The organism is Proteus penneri (assembly GCF_022369495.1).
In the GTDB taxonomy this organism is placed as follows: domain Bacteria; phylum Pseudomonadota; class Gammaproteobacteria; order Enterobacterales; family Enterobacteriaceae; genus Proteus; species Proteus penneri.
Map to the genome: position 1 here is coordinate 375,470 of NZ_CP059690.1, position 13,117 is coordinate 388,586.

Consider the following 13,117-nt stretch of genomic DNA (forward strand, 5'->3'; position numbering starts at 1 on the left):
GATCATGCCTCCCGTCTTACGTTAACTAAGGTGCTATTACAGCAATGACCGTTACCTAAAGGTTCAACGTGATCATTGGTAACATGACTACTGCTTCCGCCTTGTTGTTCCCACCATCCATTATCTAATGAAACGACTCCTTGCTTAATATGTGTGGTCACAACGGCAATCGCACGGTGCTCTCCTCGATCATTAAATGCAATAGCCCATTCACCGTCTTTAATTCCTCTGGCTAAGGCATCATTAGGATGGATAAGGATATTAGGTTGATTACGCTGTACTTCTAAGATCCACTCATTCATACCATGGCTAGAGTGAACACTACGAGCGAGTTTGCGTTGCACTGCCATTAATGGGTATTTTTTAGCAAGTTCAGGTGAGCCTTTTGTCGATTCTTTTACGGGATAATAGGTGACAACAGGAGAGAAGTTTTTATCCTGCCACTCTTCAATAAAGAAGTGTGCTTTTTTTGTTGAAGTACGGAAAATGCCATCTTTAAAGGGGATCCAGTCGCCTTCAACTGGACGTACTGGGCCCTTTTCTAACATGTCACGCGTAATGCCGGAGCCTTTAAGACAAGCATCAATATAGTGTTCAATTGGTTGGTTAAACACGTCACCAAAACCAAAACGTTCAGCAAGACGAGCAAAGATCCAATAATCAGGTTTTGCTTCTCCTGGCGGTTCAACCGCTTTTTCCATTAATTGTACATATTGACTACGAACCCCTGCCATTAAACTGGTATCTTCAAAAATAGTGGTAACAGGGAGTACAAGATCGGCATAAAGTGCCGTGGATGACATCAAGTTATCAGCGACAACGACGAAAGGCACTTTTTTCAGTGCATTACGCACCATATTCGTATTAGGAAGTTGTGTCATCACGCCCATTGTCATGATCCACCAAAAGTTAATTGGGTGTGGTCTTTCATTGACAATCCAATCACCCACTTTTGCAACGGGGATAGGTTTGATGGGTTTTGCATTAGGTGCTGGTGGAATAATCGGGCTAAATTTTGCCATTTGACGAGCGCCACCCGCATCACAAATTCCAGCGCCTTTTTTACCGATATTGCCAGTTAATAATGCAAGATAAAATTGGCTAGCAGCAACATAAGCACCAAATTCAGTGCGTTGAGCGCCTGACATATTTTGTACAATCATCGCCGGTTTGGTGGTGGCATAATCACGCGCTAAACGGATAATAGTTTCTTTTGGGATATCCGTTTCTTGGCTGGTTTTTTCGACAGTCCAAGGTTGTGCTTGTTGGTAAATTTGCTCAAAGACAGTCACATAATCAGCATTAGCAGGTAGTTCATCATGAGTTAACGCAGGAACAATGTTGGGTGTCTCATGGTGAACAAGCTGCTGGCTTAACGTATCAAAAACGAGATAACTATCTTTATCATCATCAGATTGACGTAATAGTTTTTGTTGTGGGTTAACAAGGTAAACGGCACCAGTATGCGCACGCAAAAAAGGCTTATCAGTGAGATTTTCTTCAATGATAATTTTGATCATACCTAACGCAAGTGCCGTATCAGTTCCGGGAACGATAGGGATCCACTCATCGGCTTTAGCTGCAGTTTCATTAAAGCGAGGATCAATAACCACCATTCTGGCGCCATTTCTGCGAGCTTGGTTGTAGTTTTTAAAATACGCTTGCATAGTAACTGCGGGGTTATTTCCCCAGCAAAGAATATAGCGACTGTCCTTTACTGTATCGCGAGTATCTGCATAACGTAGACCCACCATTGGGATCATTGCCGCGGTTACCGCAGAGCAACAAAGAGAGCCAGCTTGTTTTGTTGAACCGCCTAAGTAATCGAAAAAGGCTTTACCCATATCATTTTTAATTGAGTCCATATTGCCCGCATGAGTGGAAATAAATAATCCCTCATTACCAAACTTATCAATGGTTTCTCTAATATTCTTTTCAATGAGATCTAACGCTTCATCCCAACTAATAGGTTTGAACTCCGCTTTTCCTTTTTCACCCACACGCAATAAAGGTGTGGTTAAACGATCTTTATGGTATACCCACTTAGTTCGACTCATACCTCGTAAACAGCATTTCACATTAAAGCCTTCAGTGGCTTCAACTTTGATAAGTTGCCCCTTATGTGTAAAAGCTGTTAGGTTACAGTGCAAACATTCCATCGCACAGGTTGAACGAAAGGTTTTATATTCGGATAATTTTATCCGTGGTTTTTGGTTAAATATGGGTTTATTTTCATTAACTAGACTGAACGCGTTAGGAGAAAAGGCTGCTACGCCAATGGCACCCATTCCTTTTAACAACGTTCTTCTATTTAATTCCCACTTTTGATTTTTAGACATAGACATTCTCACGCACAAGAAAAGTTAACTATATATAAACTCAATTCATATATAGTTAACATTGAGGTAGATCATCTAAAAATAGACAAAGAAAATAATCGACAGAAAATGGCTAAAAAGTCATATTAAAAATGAGGTTTTAGTGAAATAAACTAGTAAAAATGACAAAAAAAGAATAATGGGATATCGTCATAAAACAAAGTAAATAACGGATAGGTGTGGGAAAAATAAATGCAGAATTCTCAAGGAGTTAACTCGGTTGATATCGCTATTACCATTCTTGAATTTATTGCTTCGAATGGAGGTATTGCCCGATCGTCAGATATTGCAAAAGCCTGTTCGCTTTCAAAAAGTCGCTTACATAAGTATTTAGTCTCACTTTGTCGCTCAGAAATGTTGTATCAAGAGAGTGGCGGAAGTCAGTATTGCTTGGGGAGTAAAATTCTTTTATTAGCTCAGGCGACACCAAAACCGCAATCCATTATAGATGAAATTAATCAATTATTATGTGAGTTTAGAGATGAACATAATATGTCCACAGGATTGGTGATTGCACAAGGTAACCAGCTTTTTTTAACACGATATAATCGCAGTTTTAAACATGTGGATATCGATTTTTTACCAGATACGCCGGTTCCTCATAAAGTCAGTGCCGCAGGGGCTGTTTTTGCCACCTTTAGTGATTTACTGATTGAAGCAGAGTTATCACAAAAGCAGCGAAATGCTATTCGCCAACAAGGTTTTGCTATTCGTCATGAGCCAGCAGAAGGCATTCCTGGCGCACAATCTATTTCATGTCCTGTACTGAATAAAAAAGGGGAAATGGTGGCGGCTGCATTGACGATGGGATTTATTGAACCTGAAAGGCAAATGGAGTTAGGTGATGCATTAAAAGCAAAAATGGCGCATTTCTGCCGTTAATTTGCTAAAAAACTTATTTAGGCACTTTGGCATTCAATGCCAAGTGCCTAAAATCGAGTGTTGATTAATCGAATAGTCCTTTTGCTAGAATGTCACCTTCTTGAGATATACCGGGTAACACGAAGTAATAACCACCACCGAAAGGTTTGATATAGCGCTCTAATGGTTCACCGTCTAAGCGTTTTTGGGTATCAATAAAGCCTTTTTTAAGGTTATTTTGAAATGAGATAAAAATAAGTCCCATATCTAGTTGGCCTGAAGGTGTTAAACCTAATGAATAGCTGTAACTGCGTCGGCGTAGTTTTGCACTGTAACGCTCTGGATTTCTTGGTTCGGCTCTTCGCATATGAGAATCAAACAGCACTCGGTCGCCATGGGGATCTTTTTCAAACTGTGGATCGTCCATCTCTTGCTTCATACCTATTGGGGCACCCGTTGATCGATGACGACCAAAGTTATTCTCTTGATCTTCAAGCGGTGTTCTATCCCAAAATTCCAATGCAAACCGAATAAGACGCACTGCTTGATAGCTTCCGCCTAAACACCATTGTGGCTCTTTTTGTTCTTCCGTGATCCAGACTAGCGCGTTCATCAGGCTATTATCAGATGAAGGCGCGTTGCCTGAACCATCTTTAAAACCAAAAAGGTTAATCGGTGTTTGGTGATTATCAATATCGCGAGCAGGAAGAAAACCATCAATTTTCCATATCGCATAAACTTGACCAGAAAGATATTTTAAAATATCTCTTAACGCATAAATGACGCTTTCTTGGCTATTAGCACAAAACTGGAGTAGAACATCGCCACCACACCATTTTGGATCTAATCGGTCATTAGGAAAGGGTTTCATAGGCTCTAAGCGTTTGGGTTTTTTAGGCTGGAAACCAAAACGATTATCAAAAAAACTATCACCTAACGCGACAGTGACGGTTAATTCATCGGGGTATAATTGTGTTCCTAAAATACCTGATTCAGCAGGAGGAAGATGTGGGTTTGCTCTCTGCTCTAGTTCACGAGATTGTGTTAAAAACGCAATTCGTTGTGTCAGAGTTGCGAATATATTTTTCACTTCATCAACAGTAGTGACTGTTAGATTAAGAGCAATAAATGAGGCGTGTTTTTGTTCTGGAGTAATAACTCCTGCTTGGTGTTTACCTAAATAAGCAATCGCACGTTGATAACGGGGCACCGATGAAGCACATTGTTTTTGTTGTGCATTAACCCCTATACTGGCGAGTAATAAGCTCCCACCTAACCACTTTAACGTTGTACGTTTATCGAGGTTCACAGGACTTTTTAATAATGGTTTAAAGAGAGTTTTATTTTTCATCACTTGCTTCTTTATAGTGATAGTAAACATCAATATCGAGGGTGGCACGTAAGTTTGCCACTTGCTCTGCTAATTGTGTCACTTGAGAGAAAAGCCAGTTTTTTTCTGTTTCAGGAACGGCACTTAAAGGTTGGAATAAACCTTCATCACGCTGATATTTTAAAAGCAGAGCGCCAATATCGTCATATTGTTTGATAAGCCGTTGATATTCAGTAGGGGGGATATGATTAGATAAGATCGTTACGATTAAGCGTGATCCAGATAAATTGGCATAAGCATCACCCAGATCGCTGTTTGAATATTGATTTTCAATACCCGCAAGTTTGTCAATTAAAATCAATTCTAAGCAATCACCCGCCGATTGGACTAATTTGGGAATGGGGATATCTTCAATAGCTAAACGTTTTTTTAGATCACTAATACCGCTTAATAGTACTTTTGCGGACTCTGTCGCTTTTTGCGTATCTTTTAATTTAAAGAGTTGATATTCAACTAAATGAAACCCTGAAAAACGAGGTGAGTTTTCTCTTTCAAGAAAGAAATCAGCTCGGTTATTTAATAAACGTTCGCTTGATCCAAAAAGCGCAATAATTGGGCGAATAACTTCATAGTGATAATGTGCTTGTTGATAAGCATTTTGAGCATTCATAAGCTGATTTTTTTCACTATATTCGATTAATTTATCGAGTGATTTTTCAACTAGCGTTAATTGCTCAACGGCCTTTTCTCGGTACTTTAAAATATCAGTTTTAAATTTTTCAGGGGTAGGAATATCCCCTTTGGCAATAACGATAGTCTCGCTATCTTGAATAATACCTTGAATAATTTTCTCGGCATAAACGGGAAAAGAAAATAACAAGATAAATAGAGAAGCTATGATATTTTTACTTTTCGATTTTGCATTATTTAGCATGGCGAGCACCTCGCTTAAATAACAGTGCAACAACCACCCAAAACACAATAAATGTCACCACGCTTAAACCAATGGGTTGAGAGCGATAAGCAAAAAACGAGACCAAAAAATTACCAAAGACACTGGGATCATCCAGAATATGGCTAATATCCCAAAGTGGGTAAATAAAGAAATCAGGTAATTCGAAATCTATTTCAATGAGTAAATTTACAATTTCTTCTACGGCTTTTAATAGCAAAGAAACGGCAAGGAATAGCAGTAAAAATCCTGTTACGGTAAAGAAATAGCGCCATGAAATAACTTTTGATGTCAGTAAAAATAGCCATAGAGTGAATGCTGCGACAAGTAAACCAATAAAGACTTCGATAAAGAAAGGCAGTGCTGTTTGTGCATTGAGAGCCATAATATGGCTAGAGAGGAAGACAACAACTTCACTGCCTTCTCTGGCAATTGCAATAGCAATAATCAGTAAAATACCCCATGCACTTTGTTGCTGTGTTTTTTGGGTGAGTTCATTTTCTATATTTGCTTTTAATGATTTTCCTTGCCCATTCATCCAATAAACCATCTGTACAATAAGTACACAAGCGATGATCTCCATTGCGATCATAAATAGAGATTGCCATATATCTTCAAGTGAGCTAAATACGCCATATATACTTAGCGCTAGAATAATGGCAAGAAATAACCCAAATACCACGCCACCCCATAAATATTTCATACCTTGTTGTGGTGCAGGTGAACGTTTTATCCACGCATAAATAATGCCTACTACTAATAGCGCCTCAAAACTTTCTCGCCAAACAACAAACAGAACTTGTCCCATATTTACTCTGCCTTTTCAGTTGCAACAATTTCACCTTGAGGATGAGAAAGGTGAAAATCATCAAAGAAGGTGTAACGACCCGGTTTTAGCGGTGCGATGACAACGACAGAATTTGCGCCCGGTGCTAATACTTTTTCTTTACGCAACTGTGTACTTTCAAATTCAACAGGGCTGGTGCCTGTATTACGAATTTTTATTCTAATGGGGGTTTTAGCGGGTACTTCGAGCACTTGAGGAATAAGTTCACCATCTTTCATTTCTAATTCAACGGTGTATTTCTCTGCTGCCAAAACAGAGGATGTCACCATTAACAGTAGCAATAATGTGTATCTAGAGAGAATTTTGATCATCAGCGTTTCACTTAAAAAAGAGAAAAAGGATAAATCCAAATGGTTGGATTTATCCGTTATCAAGCTAATTAGTAACTACCTTTACGGCCAGTACCGCTATAGGTGAAATCCCATGACACTTCAAAGGGTTCAAACCAAGGTGCAACACCCGTTTCTTTATCGATATGGCGACCAAAAACGATATCTTTGTTGTATGAAGGTGGGTAAATCTTATAGGTCACATTATATTGACCATTTCCATCCAGCTTCAGGTTTTCACCATAGTGAGGACCATCGTTGGCAACCATCGCCATAAATGTACCTTGCTGTTTTTTCGCAGGTGCATCGGATTTTGTTACGGTGTATTCAATGGTGAGGTACGGGATCCAATCGCCTTCAGCAAATCCATTCGGATTATCTTCTGTGGCATGAATATCGGCTTCTAAATGGATATCTGCCTTATCAGCAGCCAAGTGATTCATCGCATGATGGCCTTCTTCAACATCCATGGTGATAGGTTGGAGATAAACTCCTTGAATTTCCATACCATTTTTAATAATAGGATGACCAACTGGATATTCAACAGCTAAAGCGGACGCAGAAAGAAATGAGAAAGCAGTGAGAGAGAGTGCATAGCGATATTTCATGTTTAACCTCTATTATTGAATGATAATTGTTATTATTCTTGTTAAGATTAGCATGATTTGTATTAGAAATAGGAGATAATTTATACGAAAAATATCGCTTAAGTTGGTCGGAAAGTGAGTAAAAATAGTGATAACATTTTCTTTTATAAAAGAAAAAAATTTGTTGTTTTGAAGGAAATATATAAATGGAATTAATCGCTTCAGATGATAATATCCCATAAAATCATTCAATTAAGAATGATATATGGAAATCCTATTTACCTTAATGAAATGATAAGACAGAAGATTTCCATACTAAGAATATTAAATTTGACTTTGAGCACTCCAAAACTGTTTGGACTGTGTCAGTGCCACAGCAGAAACTTGCTCTTCATTTGGCGGTAGGAAAAATGCAGGCGTGACTTTTAGCTCTTGTGCAATATGAAAGAGCATATCAACATCAATTTTACATAGCCCATTCTCATAACGTGAAAATTGTTGTTGGCTAATACCAACTCGTTCAGCGACAACCTTTGCTGATAAGCGAAGTTGCTGGCGTTGCTTACGAATTTTATGCCCAATAATTTGAGAAATGGGATAAATCTTTGACATTAGTGACCTCATTCTTCCTATCAACCACCAATAATATTCAATAATTCGAATATCAAGTTTCTGGGATGGATCTTCAAAGTAAACAAGCACTCCGGCTTGAATGAGTAAAATCCATTCTATAGTGTTATCGGTTAATGGGATGAATTATTTATACCCGTCAGGCTATAAGATGATATTAATTTTTATTAAACTATTTTGATATCCTTCCTTTTTCTAGCAGGATAATCGAGAAAATTTTGATAAACAGTGCTATATATTGCCTAAACACCATTTTATTTATTATTTGTGCTCGCATTTATGATTAATAAAGAGTAAATAATGAGGCTATAACAAAAAAGACAAAACCCTCTTTGACTGTGTTTATACTCGAAAATACCTTTTATGTATTTTTATAATGGGTTATTTTTGAGTTTTTTTTTATATCAGTAAGATTTCTTTTCTTAAACTCGTGTTAAATTTAAACGACTCTCTTCACTTTATTGACTTTTATAAAATTACATTCACATCTAATAGGCTACGGCGTTAAGATTGTTAACTATAATACTTAGGCAAGATTATAAGTGTTGCAGGGTAATTATTTATTTATCGTCAAGGTCGAGATTATGAATGTAAAAGATGTCATTCGTCATGAACCATTTGGAACATTACTAGGTTATGCGCCCGGTGGTGTCGCGATTTACTCTTCAGATTACAGCAGTATTGATAAAGAAGACTATGCTGCTAATGATTCATTCCGTAGTTATATTGGTAATGAATATATGGGGCACAAGTGGCAGTGTGTTGAGTTTGCTCGTCGTTTTCTTTATCTGCATTACGGTGCTGTATTTACTGATGTGGGAATGGCTTATGAGATCTTCTCATTGCGTTTTTTACGTAAAACCATAGACGATGATATATTACCATTACAAGCCTTTGAAAATGGTAGCAAACAACCTCCAGCTGTGGGCGCTTTGCTAATTTGGCACGAAGGTGGTGAGTTTAAAGTAACAGGGCATGTTGCTGTTATTACTGAAGTGCTTGAAGATAAAGTTCGTATTGCGGAACAAAATGTTATCCACACTAAATTACCTATGGGGCAACAGTGGACTAGGGAATTACCTCTTAAAGTGACGGATAATGGCTACTTTATTCAAGATACCTTTGATAATACAACTCTTTTAGGTTGGATGATCCAAACAGAGCCTAATGTTTATAGCCTTCCTCAACCTAAAATCATGCCTGAGCTGTTAAATATTCATGCTGCAAAGCTTGATAATAAAGGCCAATTCGATGGGAAGTGGCTAGATGAAAGCTCACCTCTGGAAAAAGCCTATGTTCTAGCTCAGCACGGTCATATTATCAATCAAAATAGCTATGAATATTTCACCATTTCAGAAAGTGCAGAACAGGAGCTTATTCGCGCAAGTAATGAAATGCATTTGATGTATTTGCATGCAACTGAAAAAGTGTTGAAAGACGATAAGTTGCTGCGTTTATTCGATATCCCTGAAGTGCTGTGGCCTCGTATTCGTTTGTCATGGCAAAACAGGCGCCATCAAATGATCACGGGACGATTAGATTTTTGTATGGATGAGCGAGGAGTCAAAGTTTATGAATATAATGCCGACTCAGCCTCTTGTCATACCGAAGCGGGCTTAATCATTGAGAAATGGGCGCAGAAAGGTGGAATTAAAGAGGGCTTTAACCCTGGAGAACGCTTACTTGATGCATTAGCGGATGCTTGGAAACACTGTGATGCAAAACCTTTTGTGCATATTCTTCAAGATGATGATAGTGAAGAAGATTATCACGCTCTCTTTATGCAACAATCACTGACCCAAGCAGGTTATCACAGTAAAATTCTACGTGGATTGGATGAGCTTCATTGGAATAGCCGTGGTCAATTGATTGATGCAGATAAGCGCATTGTTGAATGTGTATGGAAAACATGGGCTTGGGAAACTGCGTTAGAGCAACTAAGAGAAGAGAGTGAGCAACAAGCGCTGATCCCTATTCGTACAGGACATCCTGAAGGTGAAGTTCGCTTGGTTGATGTACTTTTACGTCCTGAAATTACCGTTTTTGAACCTCTTTGGACACTTATTCCAAGTAATAAAGCAATTTTACCTATCTTATGGCAATTGTTCCCTGATAACCCTTATTTGTTAGACACTGATTTCACTGTAACCCCTCGTCTTGAACAAAGTGGTTATGCTATTAAACCGATAGCGGGGCGTTGTGGTAGTAACATTGGTTTAGTCGATCATAAAGAGAATGTGTTAGATGAAACTTATGGTCAATTTGATCACCAAGAAAATATTTACCAAGAATTATGGTGTTTACCAAAAGTAGCAAATCGTTATATCCAAGTTTGTACTTTCACAGTGGGTGGGCATTATGGCGGTTGTTGTTTACGTTCAGATCCAACGCTAGTGATTAAAAAAGAGAGTGATATTGAACCTTTAATTGTGATTGAAGATAAACACTTTTTAGCTAAATAAGATCATAGACGTTTAAAATTAAGAAATAATAAGCCCGCCTAATTGGCGGGTTTATTTTAAGAATAACTAGTACTCTTGGTGGGAAATAAAATGACACAAAAATTCAAACAGTTAGTGAGTTATTAGCATCGCTTTCAACGTTTGAATTTGATGAGTGGATTTATACGGAAATTGCAATAAGTTGTTGTGTTGTGAATATCATTTCTTTCATCGGATTTTCCTTAAAAAATTACATATTTTCCTTGATTTGTTTTTTTAGCCACTGAATGAAAAGCTGTACTTTAGCATTATTCTTTTCATTTCGAGTGACAAGGTAATAACGCTGAGCACAAAAAAGCTCACTATTATCAAAAGGGATAATTAATTCTTTATTAGCCAGTTGTTTTTGCACTAAACGCTTTCTTCCCATTGCCACTCCTGAGTGGTTAACCGCAGCAATAACAGCAAGATCAGAGCGGTCAAAACAGATATTGCTACGATTAGGAAAAAGTGAAATCCCCATATATTCACCCCAAGCTCGCCATTCATCGAAATCAGAGTTATTGCTCCAAGCTTGCCTATCATGTAGCAAAGTACAATTAGAAAGATGATGAATATTGCCAATAAGCTCATGTTTTTTCGCATATTTAGGGCTACATACAGGAATAATAGATTCTGAGATTAAATCTTCACAATAAAGGTTTTGCAGTTGCTTATCATCAAAATAGATTGCGAGATCAATACCATAACCTCGAAAGTTAATATCATCATTTCCTGTAAACAGATTTAATTCAATAGATGGATAACGCTCAGTAAAATCTGAAATACGAGGAACTAACCAACATTGGGCAATAGAAGGTCGAGAATAAACAGTGAGAACGCCTGAAACTTCTTGGTTATGAATATCTAAAATTTCTTGGTTAATATCTTCTAGCGTTTTTTTAAGTGCCCAATAAATTCGTTCACCTTCTTCTGTTAACTCTATTCGGCGATGAAAGCGGTTAAACAGCTTAATGCCCAGCTCTTCTTCTAATGTATTAATACGGTGGCTAATGGCGCTGGGGGTTAATGACAGTTCTTCTGCCGCTAAAGCGAATGAAAGGTGGCGACCTGTTGCTTCAAAAGTGTGAAGTCTTGCTAATTGATAACTGGATAATCGTTTATTTCTTAAAATCACGCTAGAAGATTCAAACATTCTTTTATTCTCGTTTTGTTATTGATAGTAACGCAAGTTAATAATCAAGCTAATGTTAAGATGAAATATCATGCTACTACTTATCAAAATGTAATTATTTGTGCTTTATATCACTTATTTGAATTAATTGAGTTCATCTTAGTGTGATTTTTCATCATTTGTAAGTGCTTAATGATTAATATTCAATATGAATAACAATAAATAAAATATTTGGGATGGATGTATGGACTCAACGTTATGGGTGCTGGGTACCCTTATAATTAGTATTTTGCTCATTGTTTTTACTATAATAAAATTTAAGTTTCATCCGTTTTTAGCCTTACTATTGGCAAGCTTCTTCGTGGGTACAGCAATGAAGATGAATCCTTTAGAAATGGTAAATGCGATTGAAAACGGCATTGGCGGTACGTTAGGATTTTTAGCAGCAATTATCGGTTTAGGAACCATTCTTGGTAAGATGATGGAAATATCAGGTGCCGCAGAACGCATCGGTATTACATTACAAAAATGTCGTTGGCTATCTCCAGACGTTATTATGGTATTAGTTGGTCTTATTTGTGGTATTACACTCTTTGTTGAAGTGGGTGTGGTATTACTTATTCCTCTTGCTTTCTCAATTGCGAAAAAAACAAATACTTCATTATTAAAATTAGCTATTCCATTATGTACAGCATTAATGGCTGTTCACTGTATTGTTCCTCCTCACCCTGCTGCACTATTCGTGACTAATGAATTAGGGGCAGATATGGGAACCGTTATTGTTGCGGGTCTTGCTGTTGGTTTAGTCGCATCTTTAGTGGGAGGGCCTTTATTCTTAAAAATGTTAGGCGAGCGCTTACCATTTAAAACTGTACCTGAAGAATTTTCTGACATGGAAATTCGTGAAGAAAAAGATTTGCCTTCGCTCGGTGCCACTCTCTTTACAGTATTATTGCCAATTTTTCTGATGCTGATAAAAACAGCTGCAGAATTAAATATGACTAAAGGCACATCGGTTTATACCGCATTACAGTTTATTGGTAATCCAATTACTGCGATGTTTATTGCTGCCTTTGTTGCTTATTATGTATTAGGTATTCGCCGTAATATGGGCATGAATACTTTATTGAAGAAAACAGAAGATAGCTTTAGCTCTATTGCCAACATTTTATTAATTATTGGTGCGGGTGGTGCTTTTAATGGCATTTTAAAAGGCAGTGGTTTAAGTGAATCTTTAGCGTTAATTCTTTCTAATTTAGATATGCATCCTATTTTATTGGCTTGGTTAGTTGCCATTATCCTTCATGCTGCAGTAGGTTCTGCAACGGTTGCAATGATGGGGGCTACTGCAATTGTTGCGCCATTAATGCCTTTATACCCAGACATTAGCCCTGAAATTATTACATTAGCAATTGGTTCAGGTGCTATTGGTTGTACCATCGTCACAGACTCACTGTTTTGGTTAGTGAAACAGTATTGTAATGCAACTTTAAGTGAAACTTTTCGTTTTTACAGTGTCGCGACCTTTATTGCCTCCTTTGTCGCATTAGGCGGTACATTTATGCTTTCTTTTGTCATATAAAAGAGA

The 13,117-nt window shown here is 37.6% G+C and carries 11 protein-coding genes; 3 read left to right on the forward strand and 8 right to left on the reverse strand.

The annotated features are described in order from the left end of the window. Positions 1-2 precede the first annotated feature (2 nt). Positions 3-2,339 carry a molybdopterin-containing oxidoreductase family protein gene (locus H1225_RS01625; RefSeq protein ID WP_115065116.1) on the reverse strand — a complete coding sequence of 779 codons (2,337 nt, stop codon included), beginning with the start codon at positions 2,337-2,339 and terminating at the stop codon, positions 3-5. A 231-nt stretch (positions 2,340-2,570) separates the two neighbouring features. Here H1225_RS01625 and H1225_RS01630 point away from each other — a divergent pair, with 231 nt between their 5' ends. Continuing rightward, positions 2,571-3,260, forward strand: coding sequence for an IclR family transcriptional regulator (locus tag H1225_RS01630; protein ID WP_109399257.1), 690 nt, complete (start codon positions 2,571-2,573; stop codon positions 3,258-3,260). 64 nt (positions 3,261-3,324) lie between these two features. Here H1225_RS01630 and efeB read toward each other — a convergent pair whose 3' ends face one another. The 6 genes from efeB to H1225_RS01660 all read right to left on the reverse strand — a co-directional run bounded on the left by efeB (position 3,325) and on the right by H1225_RS01660 (position 7,896). Further along, positions 3,325-4,590 carry an iron uptake transporter deferrochelatase/peroxidase subunit gene (gene efeB, locus H1225_RS01635; protein ID WP_167426066.1) on the reverse strand — a complete coding sequence of 422 codons (1,266 nt, stop codon included), beginning with the start codon at positions 4,588-4,590 and terminating at the stop codon, positions 3,325-3,327. Beyond that, a complete protein-coding gene (locus H1225_RS01640; protein ID WP_161737974.1) occupies positions 4,580-5,503 on the reverse strand; it encodes an EfeM/EfeO family lipoprotein in 924 nt (307 codons plus the stop codon). The genes efeB and H1225_RS01640 overlap by 11 nt, the downstream gene beginning before the upstream one ends. Further along, a complete protein-coding gene (locus H1225_RS01645; protein ID WP_239739398.1) occupies positions 5,493-6,329 on the reverse strand; it encodes an FTR1 family iron permease in 837 nt (278 codons plus the stop codon). Before H1225_RS01645 ends, H1225_RS01640 begins: the two co-directional genes overlap by 11 nt. A 2-nt stretch (positions 6,330-6,331) precedes the next feature. Then, entirely contained in the window at positions 6,332-6,679 is a 348-nt protein-coding gene (locus tag H1225_RS01650) for a cupredoxin domain-containing protein (RefSeq protein WP_072063614.1), read from the reverse strand. A 68-nt stretch (positions 6,680-6,747) separates the two neighbouring features. Further along, positions 6,748-7,305 (reverse strand): iron transporter, encoded by a 558-nt coding sequence (locus H1225_RS01655; protein ID WP_006534977.1) that lies wholly within the window; start codon positions 7,303-7,305, stop codon positions 6,748-6,750. A gap of 303 nt (positions 7,306-7,608) precedes the next feature. Then, the gene (locus H1225_RS01660) at positions 7,609-7,896 is read right to left on the reverse strand and encodes a helix-turn-helix domain-containing protein (protein ID WP_072063612.1); all 288 of its coding nucleotides are present in this window, start codon (positions 7,894-7,896) and stop codon (positions 7,609-7,611) included. Positions 7,897-8,498: 602 nt separating this feature from the next. On the opposite strand from H1225_RS01660, the gene gss reads away from it, so the two are divergent. Beyond that, a complete protein-coding gene (gene gss, locus H1225_RS01665) occupies positions 8,499-10,376 on the forward strand; it encodes a bifunctional glutathionylspermidine amidase/synthase (RefSeq protein WP_109847851.1) in 1,878 nt (625 codons plus the stop codon). A 229-nt stretch (positions 10,377-10,605) separates the two neighbouring features. Here gss and dsdC read toward each other — a convergent pair whose 3' ends face one another. Then, complete coding sequence (dsdC, locus tag H1225_RS01670) at positions 10,606-11,550, reverse strand: DNA-binding transcriptional regulator DsdC (protein ID WP_006534973.1); 945 nt, start codon at positions 11,548-11,550, stop codon at positions 10,606-10,608. A 223-nt stretch (positions 11,551-11,773) separates the two neighbouring features. On the opposite strand from dsdC, the gene dsdX reads away from it, so the two are divergent. Then, positions 11,774-13,111: a D-serine transporter DsdX gene (gene dsdX / locus H1225_RS01675; protein ID WP_072063609.1), complete on the forward strand. Its 1,338-nt coding sequence runs from the start codon at positions 11,774-11,776 to the stop codon at positions 13,109-13,111. Positions 13,112-13,117 lie beyond the last annotated feature (6 nt).